Source organism: Pseudomonas sp. D(2018) (assembly GCF_005502555.1).
Taxonomy (GTDB): Bacteria; Pseudomonadota; Gammaproteobacteria; order Pseudomonadales; family Pseudomonadaceae; genus Metapseudomonas; species Metapseudomonas resinovorans.
On sequence record NZ_SCOK01000066.1, the window covers coordinates 1 to 26,211 of the forward strand.

The 26,211-nt window shown below is 65.7% G+C and carries 18 protein-coding genes; 7 read left to right on the plus strand and 11 right to left on the minus strand.

Features of this window, described 5'->3' with window-relative positions; all coding sequences use genetic code 11:
• Positions 1-120: 120 nt before the first annotated feature.
• From FFS60_RS25705 to FFS60_RS25715, 3 genes are read right to left on the minus strand one after another with little or no spacing between them, the layout of a single operon-like run.
• A complete protein-coding gene (locus tag FFS60_RS25705) occupies positions 121-975 on the minus strand; it encodes an HlyD family secretion protein (RefSeq protein WP_137823582.1) in 855 nt (284 codons plus the stop codon).
• Between the two features lie 11 nt (positions 976-986).
• The gene (locus tag FFS60_RS25710; RefSeq protein WP_028626407.1) at positions 987-1,193 is read right to left on the minus strand and encodes a DUF1656 domain-containing protein; all 207 of its coding nucleotides are present in this window, start codon (positions 1,191-1,193) and stop codon (positions 987-989) included.
• Entirely contained in the window at positions 1,180-3,168 is a 1,989-nt protein-coding gene (locus FFS60_RS25715) for an FUSC family protein (protein ID WP_137823583.1), read from the minus strand. The genes FFS60_RS25710 and FFS60_RS25715 overlap by 14 nt, the downstream gene beginning before the upstream one ends.
• 185 nt (positions 3,169-3,353) lie before the next feature.
• Here FFS60_RS25715 and FFS60_RS25720 point away from each other — a divergent pair, with 185 nt between their 5' ends.
• From FFS60_RS25720 to FFS60_RS25735, 4 genes are read left to right on the plus strand one after another with little or no spacing between them, the layout of a single operon-like run.
• Positions 3,354-4,001 (plus strand): TetR/AcrR family transcriptional regulator, encoded by a 648-nt coding sequence (locus FFS60_RS25720; RefSeq protein WP_256658154.1) that lies wholly within the window; start codon positions 3,354-3,356, stop codon positions 3,999-4,001.
• On the plus strand, positions 3,998-4,960 hold the full coding sequence (locus FFS60_RS25725) for an HlyD family secretion protein (protein ID WP_137823585.1): 963 nt from the start codon (positions 3,998-4,000) through the stop codon (positions 4,958-4,960). The genes FFS60_RS25720 and FFS60_RS25725 overlap by 4 nt, the downstream gene beginning before the upstream one ends.
• Positions 4,947-5,894 (plus strand): ABC transporter ATP-binding protein, encoded by a 948-nt coding sequence (locus FFS60_RS25730; protein WP_137823586.1) that lies wholly within the window; start codon positions 4,947-4,949, stop codon positions 5,892-5,894. The genes FFS60_RS25725 and FFS60_RS25730 overlap by 14 nt, the downstream gene beginning before the upstream one ends.
• A complete protein-coding gene (locus FFS60_RS25735; protein ID WP_028626402.1) occupies positions 5,891-6,970 on the plus strand; it encodes an ABC transporter permease in 1,080 nt (359 codons plus the stop codon). The genes FFS60_RS25730 and FFS60_RS25735 overlap by 4 nt, the downstream gene beginning before the upstream one ends.
• Positions 6,971-6,996: 26 nt before the next feature.
• Here FFS60_RS25735 and FFS60_RS25740 read toward each other — a convergent pair whose 3' ends face one another.
• The 5 genes from FFS60_RS25740 to FFS60_RS25760 all read right to left on the minus strand — a co-directional run bounded on the left by FFS60_RS25740 (position 6,997) and on the right by FFS60_RS25760 (position 13,244).
• A complete protein-coding gene (locus FFS60_RS25740) occupies positions 6,997-8,127 on the minus strand; it encodes a TIGR03364 family FAD-dependent oxidoreductase (protein WP_137823587.1) in 1,131 nt (376 codons plus the stop codon).
• Between the two features lie 184 nt (positions 8,128-8,311).
• Positions 8,312-9,331, minus strand: coding sequence for a putative 2-aminoethylphosphonate ABC transporter substrate-binding protein (locus FFS60_RS25745; RefSeq protein WP_137823588.1), 1,020 nt, complete (start codon positions 9,329-9,331; stop codon positions 8,312-8,314).
• Positions 9,332-9,371: 40 nt separating this feature from the next.
• A complete protein-coding gene (locus FFS60_RS25750; RefSeq protein ID WP_137823589.1) occupies positions 9,372-11,093 on the minus strand; it encodes a putative 2-aminoethylphosphonate ABC transporter permease subunit in 1,722 nt (573 codons plus the stop codon).
• 1 nt (position 11,094) lies between these two features.
• Positions 11,095-12,156, minus strand: coding sequence for a putative 2-aminoethylphosphonate ABC transporter ATP-binding protein (locus FFS60_RS25755; RefSeq protein ID WP_137823590.1), 1,062 nt, complete (start codon positions 12,154-12,156; stop codon positions 11,095-11,097).
• Between the two features lie 227 nt (positions 12,157-12,383).
• The gene (locus tag FFS60_RS25760; RefSeq protein ID WP_028626397.1) at positions 12,384-13,244 is read right to left on the minus strand and encodes a LysR family transcriptional regulator; all 861 of its coding nucleotides are present in this window, start codon (positions 13,242-13,244) and stop codon (positions 12,384-12,386) included.
• Positions 13,245-13,550: 306 nt separating this feature from the next.
• Between FFS60_RS25760 and FFS60_RS25765 the strand changes: the two genes are divergently transcribed.
• Entirely contained in the window at positions 13,551-15,641 is a 2,091-nt protein-coding gene (locus tag FFS60_RS25765) for a TonB-dependent receptor (protein ID WP_137823591.1), read from the plus strand.
• A gap of 7 nt (positions 15,642-15,648) precedes the next feature.
• Here FFS60_RS25765 and grxC read toward each other — a convergent pair whose 3' ends face one another.
• Together grxC and FFS60_RS25775 are read right to left on the minus strand one after the other, a co-directional pair.
• Positions 15,649-15,909 carry a glutaredoxin 3 gene (gene grxC / locus FFS60_RS25770; protein WP_137823592.1) on the minus strand — a complete coding sequence of 87 codons (261 nt, stop codon included), beginning with the start codon at positions 15,907-15,909 and terminating at the stop codon, positions 15,649-15,651.
• Between the two features lie 49 nt (positions 15,910-15,958).
• A complete protein-coding gene (locus FFS60_RS25775) occupies positions 15,959-16,474 on the minus strand; it encodes a carboxymuconolactone decarboxylase family protein (protein WP_137823593.1) in 516 nt (171 codons plus the stop codon).
• Between the two features lie 137 nt (positions 16,475-16,611).
• On the opposite strand from FFS60_RS25775, the gene FFS60_RS25780 reads away from it, so the two are divergent.
• Complete coding sequence (locus tag FFS60_RS25780; RefSeq protein ID WP_028626393.1) at positions 16,612-17,433, plus strand: AraC family transcriptional regulator; 822 nt, start codon at positions 16,612-16,614, stop codon at positions 17,431-17,433.
• A gap of 420 nt (positions 17,434-17,853) precedes the next feature.
• Positions 17,854-18,996 (plus strand): helix-turn-helix transcriptional regulator, encoded by a 1,143-nt coding sequence (locus FFS60_RS25785; RefSeq protein WP_256658155.1) that lies wholly within the window; start codon positions 17,854-17,856, stop codon positions 18,994-18,996.
• Between the two features lie 39 nt (positions 18,997-19,035).
• Here FFS60_RS25785 and FFS60_RS25790 read toward each other — a convergent pair.
• A partial coding sequence (locus FFS60_RS25790) for a cadherin-like domain-containing protein (RefSeq protein ID WP_137823594.1) occupies positions 19,036-26,211 on the minus strand: 7,176 nt, incomplete at its 5' end.

Here is a 26,211-nt window from a genome sequence, read left to right on the forward strand (position 1 = left end):
GATGAGGGGGGAGGATTGGCACGGAGGCCTGGAGGTGCCGGACTAGAGGGCTTCACTCAACGTTGCAACAGCTAACGCAGACATAGCCAATTCATTCGCCAGGCAGGCCGAAGGCCTGCCCTACTCCTCCACCGTCACGCTGGCTGTCATCCCGGCGCTCAGGATCACGTCCTCCGGCACCTTGTCCAGTTTGATCCGCACTGGAATCCGCTGGGCCAGGCGCACCCAGTTGAAGGTGGGTTCGACATTGGCCAGCAGTTGGGTATCCGGAATCGCATTGCGGTCGGTGATGCCACGGCTGATGCTTTCCACCTTGCCGGCGAGGGGTTCGCCGGCACTCATCAGCCAGACTTTCACCGGTGCGCCGACCTTGATGCGCGGCAGCTTGGTTTCCTCGAAGTAGGCCTGGACATAGAACGAGCCGTCGTCCACCAGCGCCATGACCGGCTGACCGGCACTCACGTAGTTGCCCTGGGCCAGGCGCAAGTTGGTCACCTGCCCGTTGCGCGGCGCGCGCAGTTCGCTGCGAGCGAGGTTCAGTTCGGCCACCTTGAGTTCAGCCTGGGCCTCGCGGAATTCGGCACGGGCGACCTCCGCCGTGATCAGGGCGTTCTCGCGCAGTTCCGCGCTGATGGCCTGGGGGCCGAGGTGCTGGCGGCGGGAGGCCTCGTGCTCGCGAAGGCGCAACTGGTGTTGACGCGTATCGGCCACGGCGCGGGCCTTTTCCATCGCCGCCACATAGCGCTCGCGGTCAACGGAAAGCAGCAAGTCACCGGCCTTCACCTGCTGGTTGTCCTGGACCTTGAGGTCCATCACCCAACCGGACACATCCGGCGATATCACCACCACGTCGGCGCGGACCCGCGCGTCCCGGGTCCAGGGTGCAAGCATGTAGTGCTGCCAGAGGCCATAGCCGGCCACCAGGGCCACCACGACCAGGGAAAGAGTTATCAGCACACGCAGCATGGAACGCATCTTTTTCTCCTCTACCAGTGCCCGGTCAGCGCAACCAGCGCGGCCAGCACACAGACATACAGGGCACAATCGAACAGTGCTTCGTGCCAGATCCAGCGCGCCAGCCCGACTCGCGCCAGGCCGATGCGCAGCACGCCGGTCACCAGCAGCGCCAGCAATGCATAAAGCAGAAAGGGGCTGAGCAGCACGCCGCCCAGGGACCATTCACGCAAGCCCATGGCTCGCCTCCTGTTGTTCACACCATTGCCGCCAGCTCTGCTGCAACTGCAGCAATGCTGCCTGGGCCAGGCGACGGTCGATGCTCCGTCCCGCGCCGCGCAACGCCTCCAACAATTCCCTGACGGGTTCATCGAGGAGCTGGGCGCGACCGGGCGCCGGACCTTGCAGCAGGATGCGCTCGAGCTTGCGCAGGAAGCGGTCTTCCGACACCCCGAGCGGCCTGTCCGCAGCTGCCAGGCAACGCCGCAGATGCAGCAGTTCGTCGCCCAGGTCCAGGCTGGCAATGCCGTCGTCCCAGCGACTACGGCTCTGCTCCGGCAGCACCGGGTAGAGCCGCGCCAGTTGCAACAGACGGTCGGCCATGCGTCCACCGAACCAGTTCTCCGCACCGGCCAACCGCACGCCGGTCAGGCGCGCCAGATCGGCGAGCGACGCCTTGAGCAGGCGCCGGCCATGCCACATGGGATTGCGCAGCGGAATCAGGCGGAACGCGACCACCGCGAAGCCCACCCCCAGTAGCATGGAAACTGCCTCGTTGAAGAACAGCCCGACGTCGAAGCGCATGAGGTTCTGCGGCGCGCAAAGCACGATGAAATGCAGGCAGAAGGACGTAGCCGTAGCGCCCAGGGCCGGTTTGGCCATGCCCAGCGCGCCGAAGAACAGCGGCACGCCCAGCGCCATGCAGAGCATCGGGAAGCCGCTGAGCTGGGGCAGGAGTACCTGGCCAACGACAAAGGCCACCGGCAGCGCATAAAGGATCCCGCGCAAGAAAAGCATACCTATCTGCTCGGCGTTCTCGCGGCTGGCGAACAGGCCGCAGATCACGCAGGTCAGGGTCAACGCCCCGACCGCCGAGGTCCAGGCGGTGGCCAGCCAGAACGCCGACAGACCGAGGAAAGCCAGGCCGCTGCGCAGTCCGTAGATGGTGGCGGTCTGGATATCACGATGGGTCGACAACGGCGGCGGCGCGTCCGCCGGTGCCTCGCCCCGCTCCACCGCGTACATGGCCGCCACCGCCTCGGCGGCCTGGCGCATCACCACCGCCATGCGCCCCAGGCAGTATTGCTGGACAGTGGAAAATGACTCGTCCTCCGACACGTGCAGCAGGCGTTGGCGAATATCATCCAGCCGCGCCACATCCGGCTCGGCCAGGGCCAGCTCCACTTCTTCCAGCCAAGGCCGCAAGCCTTCCGCCTCGCCTTCACCCAATTGCCGCCACTGACGCGCCACGCCACGGGACAGGCGCAGAAGACTGAGCAGGTCCCGGCTAAGTACCTGCAGGGCCGCTGCGCGCTGGCGACCGCGGTGCCCCTCGAACCAGGCGTGCTCGCGCTGGGCGTCGACAGCCACGATGCGTCCCAGCACACCGAGCAGGCCCTGACGCTCCTGATGCTCGCCCTTCAGGGCAGAAATCGCCGCCTGGATGCCGCACTGCCAGGCATCCCGCGCCTGGCGGGCCAACTGGCGCTCGACCCGCTGCGGCCATAGCAATGCACTGGTGGCCGTGGCGCAGATGATCCCAAGGCAGATCTCCGTCGAGCGCGCCACCGCCTGGTCGAACACCGTCAGCGGATGGGCGATGGCGGGCAGGCCGATGATGGCGACCGTGTAGCCGGCCAGCACGAAAGAATAAGACCAGGCGCTACGCATCATGGTCGAGGCGGCGGTGCAGATACCCAGCCAGGTGGCCAGTGCCAGCAGGAACAACCAGGGCGTCTGGGCAAAGAGCCCGACAATCGTGACCGACATCACGGTGCCCACCAGGGTGCCGAGCAATCGCGCCAGGCCCTTCTGCACCACCATCCCCGACAGCGGCTGGGCAACGATGAAGGCGGTCATCAACGCCCACTGCGGCTGCTGCAGGTCGAAGCGGAACGCGCACCAGAGCGCAATGGCGCCGCCCAGCAGGGTCTTGATCGCGAATTGTAGCGCCGGGATATCAGGCGCCAGGAACGCACGCAGGGTATCGCGCACAGGCAAGGTCCAAGGGTGATCCAGATAGGGAATGAAGATAGCCCGTCGGAATCGGCGGGCTATATACAAAGCTTATTATTAGCTTGCTATCTTCATGTCGTCTAGAGGCACCTGTGCATTCGTCGGCTTCTCGTTGTTAATTAATTAAATGCATATTTAAATAAACCATCTTCACTTGTCCGGAGATGGTTATCGTGACCCGCCCCCGCTCCCCCGGCCGCCCCACAGGCGATTCCCAGTTCCAGCGCGAACGCCTGCTGAACGCTGCCACCGACGCCTTCGCCCATATCGGCATCCACGCGGCCAGCCTGCGTGGCATCGCCCAACAGGCTGGCGTGACGCCCGCCCTGGTCAACTACTACTTCGGCAACAAGGAACGCCTGGTAGATGCCGTGGTGGAAGAACGCCTGCTGCCCCTGTTCCAGGGCATGGCCGAACGCCTGCAGCAGGCTGGCGATGATCCACTGGAACTGGTCAGCGCCTTCGTTCGCGGCATGAGCGCCAACCTCAGCAAGAACCCCTGGCTGCCGCCGCTCTGGGTACGCGAAATACTCTGCGAAGGCGGCGCTCTGCGCGAAATGCTCACGTCCCGTTTCGCCCCCATGGTGCCCATGCTGCTGGCCGAACGCTTCGCCAAGGCCCAGGCGGGCGGGCGCCTCAACCCCGATATCGACCCCCGCCTGCTGGTGGTCTCGCTGGTCGGCCTGGTGATGCTTCCCTACGCCGCCGGACAGATCTGGCGCGGCATTTTCGCCAGCCCGGAGCTGGGCGACGAAGCCATGGTGAAGCACATCCTTGCCCTGCTCGAACGTGGTCTGGAGGTGAAGCCATGAAATGCCTGCTTCCTTGCCTGATCGCCGTCGTGTTGCTCAGCGGCTGTGAAGACCCCGCCCGGGAACCCTTGCTCGGCACCCTGGAATGGGACCGCATCGGCCTGCCTGCCGAAGCCTCGGAAACCATCCTCGCCTGGCGCGTGGCCGAAGGTGACCGGGTGCAGGAAGGCCAACTGCTGCTGGAGCTCGACCCACGCCGACTCGATGCTCGCCTCAAGGAAGCCGAAGGCGATGTTGGCCAGGCAAAGGCGCGACTGGACGAACTCGCCAATGGTGCGCGCAGCGAAACCATGGACGCCGCCCGCGCCACCCTCACCCGCAACCGCGCGGAGCTGACCGATGCCGAGCGCAACTTCCAACGCATCTCGGCCCTTTACCAACGCCGCCAGGTGGCCATCGCCGAACTGGACCGCGCGCGCGCCGCGCGCGACCAGGCCCTTGCCGCGGTGAACAACGCCGACGCCCAGCTGCGCGAACTCACCAACGGCACCCGCCCGGAACAGATCGAGCAGGCCACCGCCTTGCTCCAGGCCGCCCAGGGCCGCCTGGAACAGCTGCAGGTCACCCGCGAACACCTCAGCCTGCGTGCACCCCGTGCCGGCCGGGTGGACGCCCTGCCCTTCAAACCCGGTGACCAGCCCCCCGTGAACGCCGAACTGGTCAGCCTGCTGGTGGGCGACTCGCCCTATGCCCGAGTCTATGTGCCGGCCTCGGTGCGCCCGCAGATTGCCATCGGCGATGCGCTCAAGGTGAAGGTGGAAGGCGTGGCCGAACCCTTCAACGCCACCGTACGCAGTATCGCCAGCGAGTCCAGCTTCACCCCTTACTTCGCCCTGACCGGCAAGGACGCCAGCCGCCTGGTCTATCGCGCCGAACTGGTATTGCAGGGCGAGGCGGCACGCAAGCTGCCCGCGGGCCTGCCGGTGCAGGCGGAGCGAGTCAGCCATGAACAACCCTGAAGCGGTGATCCGCGCCACAGGCCTGACCAAGCGCTTCGGCCAGCTCACGGCCGTCGACGGGCTGAACCTGCACGTCAACCGCGCCGAAGTGTTCGGTTTCCTCGGTCCCAATGGCTGCGGCAAGTCCACCACCATCCGCATGCTCTGCGGCCTGCTGCTGCCCAGCGCCGGCGAGATCGAAGTGCTCGGCTGCCGCATCCCCCAGGACGCCGAAGCACTGAAGCGGCGCATCGGCTACATGACCCAGAAATTCTCCCTCTACGAAGACCTGACGGTGGGCGAGAACCTGGAGTTCCTCGCCACCGTCCAGGGACTGGACCACCGCGAAGCGCGCCAGCGCATCGACGAACTGCTGGAACGCTATTGGCTGGCCGACCGCCGCAAGCAACTCGCCGGGACCCTGAGCGGCGGCCAGAAGCAACGCCTGGCCCTGGCCGGCGCCGTACTGCACAAACCCGACCTGCTGCTGCTCGACGAACCCACCAGCGCGGTGGACCCACAATCGCGCCGGGAATTCTGGGATTCGCTGTTCGAGCTGGCCGAAGCCGGCACCACCCTGCTGGTCTCCACCCATTACATGGATGAAGCCGAGCGCTGCACCCGCCTGGGCATTCTCGACGCCGGCCGCCTGGTGGCCGACGGCAGCCCGGCGGAACTGATGGCCGCCCTGCCCGGCCGCCCGATGCTGGTCGAATGCGCCCAGCCACGCCAGGCCCAGCGTTGCCTGCAAGGTGCCGAAGAAGTCATCGCCATGGCGCAGATCGGCGCCTCGCTGCGGGTGCTCAGTGCCGTGGAAGATGCCCAGGAGCGCATCGCCCAACGCCTCACCGCCGCTGGCATCGAAGCCGAGGTGACCCCCACCGAAGCCAACCTCGAAGACGTCTTCGTCGCCGTCACCCACCGCCCGCACGAGCGAGCAGGAGCGTCGTCATGAACCTGCGCCGCCTGGGAGCCATCGTCCTCAAGGAACTGCGCCAATTGCGCCGCGACCGCCTGACCTTCGCCATGATCGTCGGCATTCCCGTCATGCAACTGGTGCTCTTCGGCTACGCCATCAACATGGACGTGCGTGGCCTGCACGCGGCCGTGCTGGACCAGGCCGACACCGCCCGCTCCCGCGAAGCGGTGGCCGAACTCGGCGCCAGCCAGGTGCTGGACTTCCGCTACCAGCTCAGCAGCCCGCAACAACTGGACGAGCTGCTGCGCGAAGGCAGCATCAGCGCCGCCCTGGTGGTCCCGCCCGATTTTGAGTCCCGCCTGCAACGCCGCGACCGCCCGCCGCTGCAACTGGTGGTGGATGGCTCCGACCAGGTGGTGCAGGCCTCGGCACGACAACTGGCGGCCTACCCGCTGCCCGGCTGGCCCAGCCTCACGGGCGTGCAAGTGGTGAACTTCTACAACCCTGAACGCCTGGCGCCGCTGAACACCGTGCCTGGGCTGATCGGCGTGATCCTCACCATGACCATGGTGCTGTTCACCGCCATCGCCCTGGTGCGCGAGCGGGAACGCGGCAACATGGAACTACTGATCACCACGCCGCTGTCACCCTGGGAACTGACCCTGGGCAAGGTGCTGCCCTTCGTCGGCATCGGCCTGGTGCAAGTGACGGTGATCCTGCTGGTGGGGCTGTGGCTGTTCGACGTGCCGGTACGCGGTTCGCTGCTGGAGCTTTACGGCGCCTCGCTGGTATTCATCTTCGCCAGCCTGACCCTGGGGGTGTTCATTTCCACCCTGGCGCAGAGCCAGTTCCAGGCCATGCAAATGGCCTTCTTCACCTTCCTGCCGCAGATCCTGCTGTCCGGCTTCATGTTCCCCTTTGCCGGCATGCCGAAGGCGGCGCAGTGGATCGCCGAAATCCTGCCGCTCACCCACTTCCTGCGCCTGACCCGCGGCATCATGCTGCGCGGCGCAGGCCTGGCCGACCTCTGGCTGGAGCTGGTGGTGCTGCTGGTGTTCACCCTGGTGATGCTCACCGTTGCGGTCATGCGGGTGCACAAGCGGCTGGATTGAGAAGGCATACCCATTCGTTACCCGAATCAGCCCAGCAACCCCGCCATGGTCCGCTCACCCAGCGCCGGGCCGATGCTCATGCCGACGCCGCTGTGCATCAGCACGGCGGTCACCCCGGGCGCTGCCTTGAGCACCGAGAACGGCCCCGGCCCACGGGCGCCGTAGACGCCCTGCCAGCGCTCCACCACGGTCAGGCGGGTGCCCAGGGTGTGCTCGGCGAGTTCCAGCATGATGTCGTCCACGGCTTCGGCGTTGAAGGGCGATGCATCCACACCGTAGTGGTGGGAGTCACCGACGATCAGCTCGCCGTAGGGCGTCGGGCTCACCAGCAGGTGGATGCCGTGTTCTTCCAGTTCCGGTTGCTGGCTCTGGATCTGTTCGCGGATGGCCTCGGCTTCCGGCAGGTCGGCGAAGGCGCCGTAGTGCACGCAGCTGAGGCCGGTGAGCACCGCCTGGTTCAGGCCGAAGTCGCGCTCCGGACGCACCCGCAGCATCTGCAGGCGGCACACCTGGGGTTGCAGCGGCGCGATCTGTTCGGCCAGCAACGTCTGGTAGTCGTGCCCCGAGCAGATGACGATCTGCTCCGCGCGACAGCTGCCCTTGGTGCTGTGGATAACCCCCGGTTCGACTTCGCGCACCAGGGTGGAGAAATGGAACTCGACGCCATGCTCGCGGCGCAGGTAGTCCACCAGCGCGGGAATGGCCTCGCGGGAATAGATCTGCTGGTCGTCCAGGCCGAGCAATGCCGCGCGGTGGTGGCTGAATTGTCCCTGGTAGAGGTCGTGCAGGCGCTCGCCACGCAGCAGGTCGACGCGGTAGCCGTGCTCCGGCGCGCGCACTTCGCAGAAGGCTTCCAGCAGCTCTTCCTCAGCGCGGGTGCGGGCGAACAACAGGGAGCCGTTGCGGCGGATCCGGAAGCCGGCGCCTTCGGCCCAGTCGGCCCAGATTTCACGGCTGTCACGGGCCAGGGCGAACATGGGGCCCGGCGGCTGGCCAGTGACCAGGGCCTGACCGAAGTTGCGCACCGAGGCGCCCAGCGGTGTGGCGCTGCGCTCGAAGACGCTGACGCGCAGACCGCGCCGGGCGGCGGCGTAGGCGTGGGAAAGGCCGAGGATGCCGGCGCCGACGATGGCGATATCGGTGTCTTGCAGGGGCATGGGGTTCTCCTTGAAAGCTCGTGCCACCCCACTTCCCTCACCCCGGCCCCGCTCCGCGCCCCTGCCTGGCGCTTCGCGCTCAGGCGCTCATAGGCACTGGAAGCAGTGCTTCCAAAAGCGTGCCTATTCGCCCCAGAGGGAGAGGGGGAAAGTGGTGAGGTGGGAAGAAGTGCGGGCCTGTTAGTTACTGCGGCAGCTTCTCGGACTTGCCGTCGTAGCGCTTGCGCCATTCGGCGAGGATCTGGTCGCGGTTCTGCGAGGCCCAGGCGAAGTCGTTCTTGATCAGGCGCTGCTCGTAGTCGGCTGGCAGTTCGGTCTGCGGCTTGGCGATGCCAGGGGCGGCGAGTACCGCGAAGTTCTCCTTGTACAGCTCCATGGCAGCCGGGCTGGCGGAGAAGTCGGCGAGCTTCTTCGCAGCCTCGATCTGGTCGGTGTCCTTGACGATGCCGGTGGCTTCGATTTCCCAGCCCAGGCCTTCCTTGGGCAGGACGATGTCCAGCGGCGCGCCCTGGCGCTTGAGCTGCACGGCCGGGTATTCGAAGGAGATGCCGATGGGGAACTCACCCGCAGCGGCCAGCTTGCACGGCTTGGAGCCGGAATGGACGTACTGGCCGATGTTCTGGTGCAGGGCATCCATGTAGGCCCAGCCCTGCTTCTCGCCGAAGGTTTGCAGCCAGGCGCTGACATCGAGGAAACCGGTGCCGGAGGACGCCGGGTTCGGCATCACGATCTTGCCCTTGTACTCAGGCTTGGTCAGGTCTTCCCAGCTGCCGGGCTTGGTCAGGCCCTGCTTCTCGGCTTCCACGGTGTTGAAGCAGATGGTGGCGGCCCACACGTCCATGCCCACCCAGGCCGGCGGGTTGGCGGCGTCACGGTAGTTCGCGCCGATGGTTTCCAGGTGCTTGGGCGCGTACTTCTCCAGCATGCCTTGCGCATCGAGGATGGCCAGGCTGGAGGCAGCCAGGCCCCAGACGGCGTCGGCTTGCGGGCGATCCTTCTCGGCCAGCAGCTTGGCGGTGATGATGCCGGTGGAGTCGCGCACCCACTTGATCTCGATATCCGGGTTCTGCGCTTCGAAGGCCTTCTTGTAGGCGGACAGTTGTTCGGCTTCCAGGGCGGTGTAGACGGTCAGCTCGGTGGCGGCCTGGGCCTGGAGGCTGAAGCCGGCCATCACGGCGGCGGCGAGAGCGAGGCGTTTGAACATGGAAAGCTCCTTGTCGGGATTGGCTTACGGTTGTGGTTGTTCAGGCGGTGGCCGGCGTGCCCTGGCGCCAGGCCTGGGACCGGCGCAGCAAACCGCGCGAGGTCCAGGCCAGCAGCAGGGATACGGCAGCCGAGGTGAGCAGGATCAGGGTGGACATGGCGGCCGCGCCGCCGACGTTACCGGCGTCGTCCATGTTCAGCACCGCCACGGCGGCGAGGATGCTGTCCGGGCTGTAGAGGAAGATGGCGGCGGACACCGTGGTCATGGCCGAAACGAACAGGTAGCGGATGATGTCCAGCAGCGCCGGCAGGCAGATCGGCACCGTCACCCGCAGGTAGTGGCGCCAGAGCGGAGCCTTGAGCGACAGCGCGGCGGCTTCGAACTCGCCATCCAGTTGGCGCAACGCGGTGGTGGCGGTCATCTGCGCAGTGGTGAGGAAGTGCGCGACGGAGCAGATCACCAGCAAGGCCATGCTGCCGTAGAGGGCATGCAGCGGGTTGCCCGGCAGGTTGAAAAAGAACACGTAACCGAGGCCGAGCACCAGGCCGGGCACCGCCATGGGCACGAAGCTCAGGAAGCGCAGCGCCTGGTTCAGCCACTGCTGGCCACGAGTCTTTTCCATCAGGTAGGCGCCGGTGAAGATCAGCGCGCTGCCGAAAATCGCCGTGCAGGTGGCCAGGGTCAGGCTGTTGCGGTAAGCCAGCCAGCCGCCGCCTGCGGTTTCCTCGAAGGCGTAATGACGCAGGGACAGCGACAGGTTGTAGGGCCAGAACTTCACCAGGGACGAATACACCGCCATGCCCAGCACCAGCAGGAGGATGGCGCAGACCACCAGCACCAAGGCCAGGAAGCAGGCATCACGTCCCCGCGACGGCGCCGGGTGGAAGACCTGGGCACGACCGCTCATGGCCTCGCCCTGTCGGCGGCGCAGCCAGGCATCGACGCCAAAGCTGAGCAGCGCCGGCAGCAGCAGCACCATGCCGATCAGCGCGCCACGGCCGAACTGCTGCTGGCCGACGACGGCCTTGTAGGCCTCCAGCGCCAGCACCTGATAGTCGCCACCGACGACCACGGGCACACCGAAGTCGGTGATGGTCAGGGTGAACACCAGGCAGAAGGCGGCGAACACGGCCTGGCGGGTGGCCGGCCAGGTGATGCTGCGGAAGGCCTTCCAGGGACCGGCACCCATGCTGGCGGCGGCGTCGAACAAGCGCGCATCCGCCATGCCCAGGGCCGAGAGCAGCACCATCAACGCATGGGGGAAGGTGTAGATGGCTTCACCCAGGACGATGCCCCAGAAGCCGTAGATGTTGTCCGGCAGCCAGTCGCGCAACAGGCCCTGGTTGCCGAACAGGTAGATCAGCGCGATGCCCGGCAGCATCGAGGGCGCCAGCAACGGCAGCAGGGAGATGCCACGCCACAGGCCCTTGGCCGGAATCAGCGTGCGTTGCAGGGCGTAGGCGAACAGGTAGGCGGTGGGCACCACGATGGCGGCCACACTGAGGGAAACCTTCAGGCTGTTGCCCAGCAACCAGTGGAAGTTGGCGCTGGCGAACAGCTCACGGGCCGCCGCGAATCCGCCACCTTGCCCCGCTTCGCCGCTGAAGCCACGCCAGAAGATGGCCAGTAGCGGCAGCAGCACGGCGAGGGTCAGAAAGCCCAGCATCAGGTACTTGCCACCCGCCACGAAGAGTCGGTCGCCCAACTCGGCGCGAAGGGAGCCTTTGGCCCGGGATTTTTCCAGCTTGATCACGGCTTCCATCTCAGGCGAACACCTGCAGGCTGCGGGCGGGCAAGGCCACCCAGATATCCGGCGTGCCAAGGCGCGGCAGGCTTTCTGGGTCCAGCTCGGCCAGCAGCGAATGGCCCGGCAGTTGCTCCAGCTCGAAGCTCATGCGGCAACGGTTGCCGAGGAAGGTGATCTCCCGAACCTGGGCGCGGAAACGGTTGTCCTGCTGCTCGGACGGGTTGATGGCAATGGCTTCCGGCCGGCAGAACAGGCGCCCGCTGGCTGCATTATTGGCCGACTCGGGCAGGCGCAGATCGAGGCTGCCGACACGCGCATGGCCGTTCTGGCGGGACTCGAAAGGCAACCAGTTGCCCTGGCCGACGAACTCGGCGACGAAGGGCGTGGCCGGCTGGCGGTAGATGTCCTGCGGGGTGCCGTACTGTTCGACGCGGCCCTGGTTCATCACCGCGATGCGGTCGGCCATCAGCATGGCTTCGTCCTGATTGTGGGTGACCATCAGGGTGGTGATACCAAGGCGCTTCTGCAGCTGGCGCAGCTCGGTACACAGGTGTTCGCGGACACGGGCATCCAGGGCCGACATGGGTTCGTCCAGCAACAGCAAGGACGGCGCCGGCGCCAGGGCACGGGCCAGAGCCACGCGCTGCTGCTGGCCACCGGACAGCTGGCCGGGGAACTTCTTCTCGCTGCCGGCCAGCCCTACCAGCTCCAGCATCTCGGCGACGCGGGCGCGGGCCTGCTCGCGGCTGCTGCCGGCCAGCCCGTAGCCGATGTTCTGCTCGACGGTCAGGTTGGGGAACAGCGCGTAGGACTGGAACAGGATGCCGTAGTCACGGGCCTGCGGCGGCAGGCGGGAAATGTCGCGCGCACCGATGTGCAGCGTGCCGCTGTCCTGCTGCTCCAGCCCGGCGATGCAGCGCAGCAGCGTGGTCTTGCCGCAACCGGACGGCCCCAGCAGGCACACCAGCTCGCCTTCGGCGATATCCAGGGAAACCCCGCCCAGGGCGGTGAACTGGCCGAAGCGCTTGTGGATATCGCGCACCTTCATATGGGTGGCGTGCTGATTGGCTGGGGTCATGGCGGTACCTCGTTAAGCGGTTGGCATGCACAGGTGCATGTCTCGACGAGGTTGATGCTAGGGAGGGATTGCGAAGGCTAGATGGCGGTTAGGCAAAGTACGCCGATAGTGGCATTGGTGGATTTGGTATAGGCGGGTGGGCGTCGAGCACGGTGGACATCGCTCTTCATGTCCACCAGCGGCGCCCGGGCGGATGCCGACGGTGGATCGGTGAAACGTGATCCGCCCTACTCCGAGACTTCGCGGGCCAGGGCCAGGAAGGCCGCCGGCAAGCGCGCCTGGCGACGTTCCTTGAGGCAGTAGAGGTATTCGTCGATGTGCGGCGCGCCCTTGAGTTCGATCACCCGCAGCTCGGGGTTATCCGGCACTTCGTGGCGCGCGATGATGCTGATACCGAGGTTGCGGATCACCGCTTCGCGAATGGATTCGCGGCTGCCGATCTCCAGCAGCGGGCCGATGGAGATGCCGGCCTCCTTGAGCATGTCTTCGGTGAGCTGGCGCGTGGTGGAGCCGGATTCGCGCATCAGCAGGCAGTGGCCCTTGAGATCGTCCAGGCTGACGGACTTGCGCCGCGCCAGGGGGTGTTCACGGTGCACCGCGAGCACCAGCGGGTCGCTGCCGAGGACGATGCGGGTCAGGCGGGCATCGTCCAGTTTCTGCGAGGAGGCAGCGAGGTCGACGCGGTATTCCTCCAGGGATTCGATCACCTGCTGGGAGTTGCCGATCTCCAGGGAGACATCCGTCTGCGCAAAGCGGGTACGGAAGACCCGCACCAGATCGAGGATGTAGTAAGGCGCGGTGGCGCCGATGCGCAGCGTGCCCTGAATCTGCCCGCAGTTACGCAGGAAGAACTCGATATCGGCCTCCTGCTGCAGCAGCACCTTGACCATGGGCAGCAACCGCGCGCCCTCCTCGCTCACCGTCAGGCGGCGGCCGCCCCGGTGGAACAACTCGACGCCGTACTGGCTTTCCAGGTTGCGGATCTGGGTGGTCACCGTGGGCTGGCTGAGGCCGAGCTTCTTCGCCGCCTGCGTGATGCTGCCCAGGCGGGCGACCATGTAGAAGGCCTTGAGCTCAGCGCTGAGCATGGCGATGGAACCTCGGAGCTGGGAAGTCCAGGCATTCTAGCCGTACACCAGGACAGCTCCGATAGCTGTGGGGGCGAATTCATTCGCAGAGGAGGACGAAGTCCCCCGAGGGTTGGCGTCAAGCGAAGCGCGGCCCGGCAAACCATCGTTACTCGACTGTGCCGGGCTCCGTCTGCCAGGGCCCTACAGGATTGAACTCATGGGCGAAGCAGGACACAGACCTGCCGGTGGAACCTACAGCCTGTGCGCGATGCTACCTTCAGGAAAGATCAAAGACTGTCAAAAGCCATCAAAACGACACCCGCCATGGCCGATGCTGTGACCGTTTCCCGCTACACCGCCCTCCTCTGCCTGCTGGGTGGCGAGCAGTTGAGTGCGGCCGATCCACAACCGCTGGAAGCCCCCGCGCTGGTGATCAGCGGCAGCCGTTACCGGGCACCGGCCTTCGACCTGCCGTTCTCGGTGGACCGGGTCGACCCGGTGCAACGGGCGCAACCCGGCATCAACCTTTCCGAGCAGCTCTCCGGCGTGCCCGGCCTGGCCATCCAGAACCGCCAGAACTACGCCCAGGAGCCGCAACTCTCCTCCCGCGGCTTCGGCGCCCGGTCAGCCTTCGGTGTGCGCGGCATCAAGTTACTCAGCGACGGTATTCCCGCGACGACTCCGGACGGCCAGGGCCAGGCCTCCAGCTTCGACCTGGACGTGCTGGACCATATCGAGGTGTTGCGCGGACCCTTCGCGACCACCTACGGCAGCAATTCCGGCGGTGTGGTGCAACTGTTCTCCCGCGACGGCGAAGCTCCGCCTCGCCTGTCCGGTGGTGCCACCCTGGGGAGCTGGGGGACCCAGCGGGAAAGGCTGACCCTGGAAGGTGGTGACGGCCGTGTCGGTTACCTGGTCAACCGCTCTCACTTCGAAACCAACGGCTACCGTGACCACAGCGCCGCGCTGATCGACAAGACATTCGCCAAACTCACCCTGCGCCCCGACGCCGATACGCGCTTGGCGCTGATCTATAGCGACCTTGATCAGAACGGCACCCAGGACCCGCAAGGACTGAGCTGGCAGGCCTATCGCCAGGACCCGCGTTCGGTGTCGGCCAACACCCTGCTGTTCAACACCCGCAAGACCGTGGACCAGCGCCAGGGCGGCCTCAATCTGGAACGCCGCTTCGGTGAGGCCAGTTGGCAGACGACGCTCTACAGCGGCACCCGGCGGGTGATCCAGTTCCAATCCATCCCGGTGGCGGTACAGGCCAACCCCCGGCATTCCGGTGGAGTGATCGACTTCCAACGCGACTACCAGGGCATCGGCAGCCGCTGGATCCAGCCCTTCGACACCGACCTGGGACGTTTCACCGCCACCGCGGGCGTCGACTACGACCAGTCCGACGACGATCGCCAGGGCTACGAGAACTTCATCGGCGACAGCCTGGGGGTAAAGGGGGCGCTGCGCCGTGATGAACGCGACGAGGTGACCAGCGCCTCGCCCTACGTGCAGCTCTCTTGGGAACGCGGCGATTTCCGGGTGCTGGCGGGCCTGCGGCACAACGAGGTGGCGTTCGAAGTGGACGACCGCTACCTGGCCAATGGTGACGACAGCGGCCGCGTCACCTATCGCGAGACAACGCCCAGCCTGGGCCTGACCTACGCCCTGACGCCGGACCTGAACTTGTACGCCAGCTGGGCACGGGGCTTCGAGACGCCGACGCTCAACGAGTTGTCCTATTCCGGTGCCGATGGCGGGTTCGGCTTCGGCCTGCAACCTGCCAGCAGCCGTCAGTTGGAAGTCGGACTCAAGGCCCTGCTGCCGCGAGATGGCCGACTGGAGCTGGCGCTGTTCGAGATCCGCACCGAGGACGAACTGGTGGTGGCCGCGTCCCTGGGCGGACGCACCCGCTACCAGAACGCCGCCGAGACCCGCCGCCAAGGCCTGGAGCTGGGCCTGGAGCAACCGCTGCACCAGGACTGGCGCGTCGAGCTGGCTTACACCTGGCTGGACGCCCGCTACACGGAGTCCTTCAGCAGCGCCGGGCAAACCATCCCGTCGGGCAAGCGCATGCCCGGCATCGCCGAACACACCCTTTTCGCCACCCTGGCCTGGTCGCCCCGCAGCGGCCTGGACGCCGGCCTGGAGGGCCAGTGGCGCAGCAGCCTGGAGGTGGAGGACAGCGCCCGGGCCCGCGCCGCGCCGGGCTTCGCCCTGGCCAACGCTTACCTGCGCCTGGAGCAGCGCCAGCGCTCCTGGACCTTCAGCCAGACCCTGCGGCTCGACAACCTCTTCGACCGCGACTACGTCGGCTCGGTGATCATTGGCGAGGGCAACCAGCGCTACTACGAGGCGGGGGCCGGGCGCAGCTGGTACGCCGGCCTGGCGCTCGAGTACGCCTTCGACTGAAGCCGTATCACTCACCTCCCAGCAAAGGATCGAGCTGCCCTTGCCGCTCCAGCGCCGCCAGGTCGTCGAAGCCCCCGACATGGCGCGAGCCGATGAAGATCTGCGGCACGCTGCGACGTCCGCCGCTGCGCTCGAGCATTTCCCGGAAGCGCTCCGGGTCGAGCTGGACATCCAGCTCGGTGGCCAGCACACCCTTGCGCTGCAGCAGGGATTTGGCGGCGACGCAGTAGGGGCAGGTGCGGGTGGTGTAGAGGATCACATCGTTCATGGCGAAGCTCCTGGCGAGCGGGCAGTCACCTGCCCGCGTGGGTAGAGGGTCACTGGGCCGGCGGGAAGTCCACGTCGGTGTGGGCGAGGTTGTTGAGGTAGTTGGTCAGGGTCATCAGCGCGACCTGGGCCACCACCTCGATCAGCTTGGCGTCGGAGATCCCGGCGGCACGGGCAGTCGCCAGTTGGGCGTCGTCCAGGGCGCCACGATTCTCGGCCACCTGGCGGGCGACACGGGTCAGGGCGTCCAGCTCACCGGCCCGCGCAGCCTGGATCTCGCCGTCGGAAAGGCCGGCCTTGGCACTGAAGTAGCCGTGGGCGGCCAGGCAGTAGTCGCAGCCGTTGAGTTCGGAAACCGCCAGGGCGATCTGCTCCCGCTCCCGGGCACCCAGGGTACCCCGGGACAGCGTCTGGGAAAGCTGCAGGTAGCCGGACAGCACGGAGGGTGCGTGGGCCAGGGTCTGGAACAGGTTGGGGACGAAGCCGATCATTTTCTGCACGCCGTCCAGCAGCGGACGGGCAGCGGTGGAGACTTCTTCGGTGGTGGCAATGGCGATACGGGGCATGACGGACTCTCCTGTGAATGGGTATACCTGTTGGATACGGCGTCCATCTTAGGGGCCTGCCCAGCCTCTTTGGACGCAGAAACTCGCCAGTTTGCAACCAATCGTCCAGACTTTAGTTTTTTGACAGGAGTCCGACCATGGACCGTCTTTCCGTCCTGCTGGGGCACTTCGGCGTCCAGGCCGGCACCTTCTTCAGTGGCGTTTTCTGCGGCCTGGAAGCCTTCGGCCGGGAAGGTCAAAGCGGCCACGTCCACCTGCTCCAGGGGGGCCGGGCGGACCTGCACATGGCGGATGGCAGTCATTGGAAACTGGAGGAGCCCACCCTGGCCTTCTTTCCCCGGCCCTACGCACATCGCCTGGAGTCCGCCGAGCGCGACGGCACCCGACTGGTGTGCGCCACCCTGGCCTTCGGCGGTGCCTCGGGCAATCCGCTGGCGGGCGCCCTGCCCGACTATCTGGTGCTGCCGCTGAAAGACTTGCCGCTGCTGGCGGGCAACCTGGACTGGCTGTTCGCCGAGGCATTCGGCGAGGAATGCGGTCGCCGCGCGGTGATGGATCGCCTGTTCGAGTTACTGGTGATCCAGTTGCTGCGCCACCTGCTGGCCCACAGCGGCCTCGCCACCGGCATGCTGGCGGGCCTGGCGGACCCGCGCCTGTCCAGGGCCCTGAACCTGATGCACGAAGACCCGAAGCACCCCTGGACCGTGGCCGAGCTGGCCAGCGCGGCCAACATGTCCCGCGCTGCCTTCGCCGCGCACTTCCGCGAGGTCACCGGCCAGACCCCGGCCGACTACCTCGTGCATTGGCGCGTGGGCCTGGCGCAGAAGCTGCTCCGCGATGGCCGGCCCATTCCCCATGTGGCGGACGCCGTGGGCTACGAAAGCCCTTCAGCGCTGGCACGGGCGTTCCGCCGCAAGACCGGGGCGAGTCCGCGGGAATGGCTACTGGCACAGGGTTGAACGACAGGAAGCGGTGGCCGGAGCGGCGAGAAAATGGCGTCCCAGAGTGGGTTCGAACCCTTATACAGACCTCCGCCTGCCAAGTCGAAAGCAATCTCAACCACCATGTGGCCTCTGAATCTGCAGCCAGCTGCACGTTCAAAAGTCACTTCAAGTAAACCTCTGCGATCCGAGGGCCTGGACTTGATTCAGATCCCTAGCGATTAAGTTCAGGCGAGTCCAAGCGCTCACCGAGCGAATCAAAGTGAACCTGCAACCCCTCATCGATGACAAAATTTGGTGTGTCCCGGGCTTCAACTCGTGTATCTGTCTTTTTGGCCGCCCAGCCGCCGCTGGAAAACCTGTCCACGACCACTCAGCACCTGACCGCCGGCGTTGCACAACGCTGATCCATACGTCATATGAAAGCAGAGCGCCAGCATGCAGGACGGCGCGGAGATTCTGGATGCTGGGAGTGACGTCATGCCGCTGGTGGATGAGCAGCAGCTGTACGATGAGCTGGTGGCGTTGTGCTACGAATGCGTACTGGATGAGAGCAAGTGGGGGGAGCTGCTGGAGCGCCTCCTGCAGGCGTCCGGCCGCCAGCAGGGCGCGTTGATGCTGGAATCTGGACGGGGTGAACAGGTCAACATTTCCGAAATCAGCCGTTACGACCCGGCGCTGGTCGCCCCCTATAACCGTTATTACTGCTTTCTGGACCCTGGCGTGTACTACATGCCGCAGCGTGCCGTAGGGCTATGGCACCACGACTTTCAGCATTGCGACGTTGAAGCCCTGCACCGCAGCGTCTATCACCAGGAATTCCAGCGCGACTACGGACTGGGCAACCTGTCCTGCCTCAAGCTCCAGGAAAATATCGAGGCGCGCATGTACCTGTCGCTGATGACCAACGCGGACGCCCGGTTGCCGGAGGAGTGGCAGCAGCGTTTGCTAGAGCGCCTGGCCATTCACCTGACCACCGCGAGCCGCCTGTTCGAGCGTATCCGTCACTTGCAGGTGGATATTGCCAAGCGTGACCTGGTGCTGGACAGCCAACCGACTCCACTGTGGGTGCTGGAGGCCGAGGGCCGGGTGCATTACAGCAACCAGGCAGCAACGAAGCGCATGAACCAGCACGACTTCCCGCTGTTCGAGCGCAATGCCTTTCTGCACAGCCGATGTGAGGACGCGCGACTGCATCACTTGATCCGCCGCGCTGTAGGGCGGGACGGCCGGCGCAGTGCCGGTTGGCTGCGCATTGAGTCGGGTGCCGTCCTGGAATTGCTGGTCACACCGTTGCCGGAAGACACGCCGCTCGCGCTCACGCCGGGCAAGTCACTTGTGCTGCTGGTGTTGCTGGACCAGCAGCCACAGATGGGGCTGCTGACGGATTTGTTCCAGTTCAGTCCGGCGGAACAGAAGCTGGCGTTGCTGCTGGCCCAGCAACTAACTCCGGAAGCCTGTGCCGAGCGCCTGGGCATATCGATCAATACCGTGCGCAGCCAGCTGCGCAGCCTGTTCCGCAAGACCGGCACCAGCCGTCAGACCGAGCTGCTCGGCCTGATCGGACGCCTGCGTTTCTGAGCGCCGTAGCGCGGCCTCGCTCCGGCTCCAGGTGCCCTGCTAGGCATAGAGTTGCAGATCACCTGCCGCCAGACTGGCCACCCCGGCCAGGGTCACCACCGCCACCGCGTTGCCGTTGGCGGTGCCATCGGCATCGTAGTAGAGCGTCTGGTTGCCCTGGTTGAACAGCAGCATGGCGCCGGCCTGCTCGGTCTGGGCGCCGGTGATGCTGGCGAATACGGCGCCGATGGGTTGGCCGTTGAGGTTGAACACAGAACTGTTCAGCGCCAGGACGTCCGATCCGGAGGTGAAGTCGGTGACGTGATCGGCTCGCGTACCCGGCAATTGGTGGAACTGGAAACTGTCGGCGCCGGCGCCGCCGGTGAACCAGTCGACCGAGGCCGAGCTGCGGATGATATTGGCGGTGGCGTCGCCTTGCCATTCCAGGTGACCGATCAGTGGATTGCCGTTGGCATCGAAGTGTTGGGCGTAGATGCCCCAGCCGCTGCCGTCCTGGTTAAGCGACGTCCAGCTCACCACATAGCCGCCGTCGGCCAGGCCGCTGATCGTCGGATAGCTCTGATCGGACAGCGTGGTGCTGTTGACCCGCACCTCGCCGCCCACGGCAGCCCCATTGGTGGCGTAACGCTGGGCATAGATGCCGTAGCCGTTGCCGTCCTGGCCAAAGGACATCCAGCTCACCACATAGCCGCCGTCGGCCAGGCCGGTGATCGTCGGCTGCTCCTGGCTATTGAGGGTGGTGCTATTGACCCGCACCTCGCCGCCCACGGCGGTCCCGTCGGCGGCGTAACGCTGGGTATAAATGCCCCCACCGCTGCCGTCCTGACTAAGGGACATCCAGCTCACCACATAGCCGCCGTCGCCCAGGCCGCTGATCACCGGCTGGATCTGATCGAACACCGTGGTGCTGTTGACCCGCACCTCGCCACCCAGGGGCGCACCGTCGGAGGTATAACGCTGGGCATAGATACCCCCGCTGCTACCATCCTGACCGAACGACATCCAGCTAACCACATAGCCGCCTCCGGCTAGGCCGATGATGGTGGAGTCTCTCTGGTCACCTGCCGCGGTGCTGTTGACCCGCACCTCGCCACCCACCGCACTACCATCCACCGCGTAACGCTGGGCATAAATGCCCCCGCCGCTGCCGTCAGCGGACATCCAGCTCACCACATAGTCGCCGTTGGCGAGGCCGCTGATCGTCGGATAGCTCTGATCGGACACCGTGGTGCTGTTGACTCGCATCTCGCCGCCCACAGCGGTCCCATCGGCGGCGTAACGCTGGGCATAGATACCATAGCCGCTGCCGTCAGCGGACATCCAGCTCAGCACATAGCCGCCGTCGGCCAGGCCGGTGATCATCGGCTGAATCTGATCGAACACCGTGGTGCTATTGACCTTCAGCTCGCCGCCCATGGCGGCCCCATTGGCGGTGTAACGCTGGGCATAGATGCCATAGCCGCTGCTATCCTGGCCGAGCGACATCCAGCTCAGCACATAGCCGCCATCGGCCAGGCAGGTGATCGTCGGATAGAGCTGGTCCAAGGCCGTGGTGCTGTTGATCCGCACCTCGCCTACGGCTGCCCGCAAACGCACACCATCGGCAAATTGCAGCGCCTCGAAGTCATAAAGTGTATCGACGTCTTCCTCGCCATCTGCAGCTTGCAGATCCGTCAGCACCCATACATGAAGATTGTGAGGGACCAGCTCAAAATTCTGCTGACTGCCTTGGTAGACCGCCACATCCAGGCCATCACCGCCGAACAGGCTGTCATTACCACCACCACCCAGCACGCGCTCGTCACCACTGCCCAATCGGATCACATTGTTGCCCGCGTCGCCCTTGAGCAGCAGAGTGTTCTCGATCGGGTTGCCACTGGCATCGTAACGCTGGGCATAGACGCCCCAGCCGCTGCCGTCCTGGTCGAAGGACATCCAGCTCACCACATAGCCGCCGTCGGCCAGGCCGCTGATCATCGGCTGCTCCTGGTGATTGAGGGTAGTGCTGTTGACCCGTACCTCGCCACCCACGGCGGCGCCATTGGTGGCGTAACGCTGGGCATAGATACCCCAGCCGCTGCCGTCCTGGCCGGCGGACGCCCAGCTCACCACATAGCCGCCGTCGAGCAGGCCACTAATCGTCGGCTGTTGCTGGCTGTCAAAGGTGGTGTTATTGACCCGCACCTCACCGCCCACGGCAGCCCCATCGGAGGCATAGCGCTGGGCATAGATGCCCCCGTTGCTACCGTCCTGTCCGAAGGATATCCAGCTCACCACATAGCCGCCGTCGGCCAGGCTGCTGATTGTCGGCTGCTCCTGGCTATTGAGGGTGGTGCGATTGACCTGTACCTCGCCGCCCACGGCAGCCCCATCGGCGGCGTAACGCTGGGCGTAAATACCGTAACCACTGCCGTCCTGGCCATTCGACATCCAGCTCAGCACATAGCCACCGTCGGCCAGGCCACTGATTGTCGGCTGTTGCTGTGCGGACACCATGGTGCTGTTGACTCGCAGCTCGCCGCCCACAGCGCTGCCATCGGCGGTGTAGCGCTGCGCGTAGATACCCCAGCTGCTGCCGTCCTGGCCTGCCGATTGCCAGCTCACCACATAGCCGCCGTCACTCAGGCCAGTCACCGTCGGAAACCGACGATCCCCAAGTGTCGTACTGTTGACCTGCACCTCTCCGCTCTGTGCACTGCCATCCGCCGCATAGCGCTGCACGTAGATGCCATAATTGCTGCCGTCCTGGCTCCAGGACATCCAGCTCACCACATAGCCGCCGTCGGCCAGGCCGCTGATCGCCGGATAGCTCTGATCGGACAGCGTGGTGCTGTTGACCCGCACCTCGCCGCCCACGGCGGCCCCATCGGCGGCGTAACGCTGGGCGTAAATACCCCAGCTGTTGCCGTCCTGGCCGAACGACATCCAGCTCACCACATAGCCGCCGTCGGCCAGGCCGGTAATTGCTGGCTGGTACTGATCGGACACTGTGGTGCTATTGACCCGCAGCTCACCGCCCGGTGAACCGACGACCGTGAGGGTGCCGTCGGCGAAGCGCAGCTGCTCAATGCGACCGACCAGGTCCAGCCCTGCTTCGCTGCTGCCAGCATCAGCTTGTATCGCCAGATAGCCACGCGGGTCGAAGATCAAGGTGTACTGGTCCATTGCGCCAGCAAAGGCAGCACTGTCGCTGCCAGCGCCGCCATCCAGCAGATCGCTGCCGGCACCGCCGTCGAGCAGGTCATCACCGTCGCCGCCGAACAGGATGTCGTCGCCCTCCAGGCCGAGGATTTGGTCGGCAAGAGCGGTGCCATTCCGTGTATCGTTCCCCGGTCCGCCCTCGATCAGGTTGTACGCAGCGGCGACTGCAGCGGTGGGCGCGCTGGCAACTGATTCGAGGGTGCCGCCGCCATCGGTGAAGTTTGCCGATATGCGCACCAGCCTACCGACCTCGGCGGCGCCCAGGGTGAAGGCTTCGCCGTTGGCGCCGACGATATCGCTCCAGACGTTACCGTCGACTGACACTTGCCACTGGTAACTGATGACGCCCAGCCCGTCGGCGTCGGCCAGGGTCTGGCCGGCGGTCAGTACCTGGCCGGCGGTGGCAGTGCCGGAGAGGGTGACATCCCCGGTCGGTGCGTCATTGACCGGCTGCAGGTCCAGGCTGGCCGAGGTGTTGACGCTGGCCGTGCCGTCGCTGATGACCACCGCAAAGCTCACCGCGCCATGGCGGTTGAGTGCCGGGGTGAAGGTCCAGGTGCCGTCGCCGTTGTCGACCAGTTCGCCGTCGGCCGGATCGACACTGACGCTGGTGACGCTGAGCACATCGCCGGCATCTTGGTCACTGGCATGAGCCAGCAACTCGGCGGCAGTGAGCGTATAGGCCACATCCTCGGTGCCGGCGGCCAGCGTGACCGGACCGCTAACCTCCGGCGCATCGTTGCTGTTGCCGATGTTGAGGTTGAAGTCGGCGCTGGCGCTGAGGCTGCCGTCGGTCGCAGTGACGCGCAGGCTCAGGCTGCCCACCTCGGCATTGCCCGGGGTGCCGCTGAAACTGCGAGTCGCTGGATCAAAACTCAGCCAGCTCGGCAGAGGGTCGCCATTGGCGAGCGTGGCGCTGTAGCTAAGTGCATCGCCATCGACGTCAGCGAAGGTGTCAGCCGGCACGGTGAAGCTGAACGGGCTGTCTTCGCTGGCGGTTTGGTCGGTCAGGGCAATGGCTAGGGTCGGCGCGTCGTTGACGGGAGCCAGGTTCAGACTGGCCGAGGTATGCACCGCCGCACCCGCAGCATCGACAATCACCACGGCAAAACTCGCCACGCCGTTGCGATTGAGCACCGGAGTGAAGGTCCAGGTGCCGTCGCCGTTTTCGGCGAGGCTACCATCAGCCGGATCGACACTGACACTCTGTATGCTCAGGGCGCTGGCATCGCTGGCGGTGGCCAGCAGTTGTGCGGCACTCAAGTTTACAGCTGTGTCTTCGCTGCCCTCTGGCAAGGTCACCGGACCCGACACGGTGGGGGCGGTGGTGTCGAGGATAAGAGGGGAAGCGACGAAGCTGAGATCGTCAACGGCGAAGGACGCGCCGCCATTGTGGATCGCCAATTTAACAATCGGGGCTCCATGGGAAGTCACCGTCAGCAGGGTGTTGCTCTCTGAGAGGACCGATAGCAGCGACTGGCCGACCAGGTTGCCGGCGCTGTCGTAGGCAAACAGCCCGGTGTTCTCCACGCCGGTCACATAAGCCGACAGGTGATAAATGTTGCCGATCATGGCCGGGTTGAAATCGAACTCCATCAACCCCGTCGGCGAGTAGGCCAGCCTGGTGCCGGAATGGGCAGGCCAAAGAGTGCTTGCGGCCTCTATGACCACCGCACCGCTCGCTACGACGCCGCGTGGAAGGTACTGAGTCCCCAGATTGCCGTTCGCCACATCGTCGAGCGTCAGCGTTTGCGTGCCTCCCCGTTCGCGGGTCGTGCTGTTGCCCGCCGTATCGGTAGCCGTGACCTTCACGCTGATTGCGCCATCCGCGAGGCTGGACAGGTCGGCGACGCCATCCACGCCCAGCACGATGTTGACGCCGTCGCTGAACGTCACGGTGGCGTCGGCGTCGGCGTCGAGTCCGGTAACGCTGTAGCCGACGGCGGTCTTCTCGGCGTTGCCGATGAGCCAGTCGTCAAGCAATACCGCCAGATCGCCGCCAATATCGGCGCTGGTATCGAGCGTCAGGCTACCGGCGGTGCTGAAGCTGAGATCGTCGACGCCGAAGGTCGCGCCGCCGTTGTGAATTTCGACCCGGACGATCGGACTGCCCGAGGAGGCGACGTTCAGTAAAGTGTTGGCCGGTGCAGCAGCGGGTAACAACGCCTGGCCGACCAGGTTGCCGCCGGCGTCGTAGGCGAACAGCCCGGTGTTCTCCACGCCGGAGACGTAAGCCGAGACGGCAACGACGTCGCCGGTGATGGCCGGATCGAGGTCGAAGGCCATAAACCCGTCTGACGAGTAGACGAGATTGGCGCCGGATTGCGTCGGCCATGGCGCAAAGGTAAGAACTACTGCACCGGTTCCTGATACACCAAGGAACTGGTACTGGGTCGTCAACTCATCACCGGCAGCCACGTCGTCAAAGGTCAGCACTCGCGCCTGTTGTAGCGCGCCGCTGGCGCTGTTGCCGGCCGCATCCGTGGCGGCGACCGAAACACTGATCGGCCCGTCGGCGAGGCTCGAGAGATCGGCACTGCCGTCGACGCCGACGACACTGTTGACGCCATCGCTGAAGGTGACGGTGGCGCTGGTGTCGGCATCGAGCCCGATAATGCTGTAGCCGACGGCGGTCTTTTCGGCGTCGCCGATCAGCGGGTCGGCGACTCGCACGGCCAGGTCGCCGCCGATATCGGCGCTGGTGTCGAGCAGATAAGCATGGGAGCTGCCATGGGTGGCATTGCCGACGCTGTCGACGGTGCGCACACTCAGCACGCCGCTACCGATGCCGATGCCGATGCCGAGGATGATGCTGGCACTCCACGTCTGGCTTGCTGGGTCGGTCAGCGCCACGACCCAGGTACTGAACCCGTCGACTGAGAGCTGAATCGTCTCGTCGGCGCCGAGTGTGCCGCTGTAGCTGCCGCTCACGACCTGTGCAGCGACATTGGTGATGAAGTCGGTCGCACTGACACCGCTGTCCTCACTGAGCGCCGTGATCGCGGCAACCACCGTGGGCGCATCGTCGACTGGTTCGAAGTAGGCGCTAGCCGAGGTATTCACTGTGGCGCCGGCGGCATCGCTGATCACCACGGAGAAGTTCACCAGACCATTGCGGTCGAGCGCCGGGGTAAAGGTCCAGGTGCCGTCGCCGTTATCCACCAGCTCGCCGTCGGCCGGGTCGACGCTGACGTTCTGCACGCTGAGGGTGTCGCCGGCATCGACATCACTGGCGTTGGCCAGCAACTGGGCGGCGATGAGGACGTAGGCCACATCCTCGGTGCCGGCCTCCATCGTGACTGGGCCGCTAACCGTGGGCGCGTCGTTGCTGTTGCCGATGTTGAGGCTGAAGTCGGCAGTGGCGCTGAGGCTACCGTCGGTGGCGGTGACGCGCAGGCTCAGGCTGCCGACCTCGGCATTGCCCGGGGTGCCGCTGAAGCTGCGGGTGGCTGGATCGAAGCTCAGCCAGGCGGGCAGCGGCTCGCCATTAGCCAGCGTGGCGCTGTAGCTGAGTGCATCGCCATCGACATCGGCGAAGGCGTCGGCCGGCACCGTGAAGCTGAACGGGCTGTCTTCATTGGCGGACTGGGCGCCAATGACCTGGGCCAGGGTCGGTGCGTCATTGACCGCCGCCAGCTGCAAGCTGGCCGTAGTACTCACGGTAGCGCCGGCTGCATCGGCGATCACCACGGCAAAGCTCACCGCGCCATTGCGGTTCAGCGCCGGGGTGAAGGTCCAGGTGCCGTCATTGTTATCGACCAACTCGCCGTCGGCGGGATCGACGCTGACGCTGGTGACGCTAAGCACGTCGCCGGCATCCGGGTCACTGGCATGGGCCAGCAACCCGGCGGCAGTGAGTGTATAGGCCACATCCTCGGTACCGGCCGCCAGCGTGACCGGACCGCTAACCGTGGGCGCGTCGTTGCTGTTGCCGATGTTGAGGCTGAAGTCGGCAGTGGCGCTGAGGCTGCCGTCAGTGGCGGTGACGCGCAGGCTCAGGCTGCCGACCTCGGC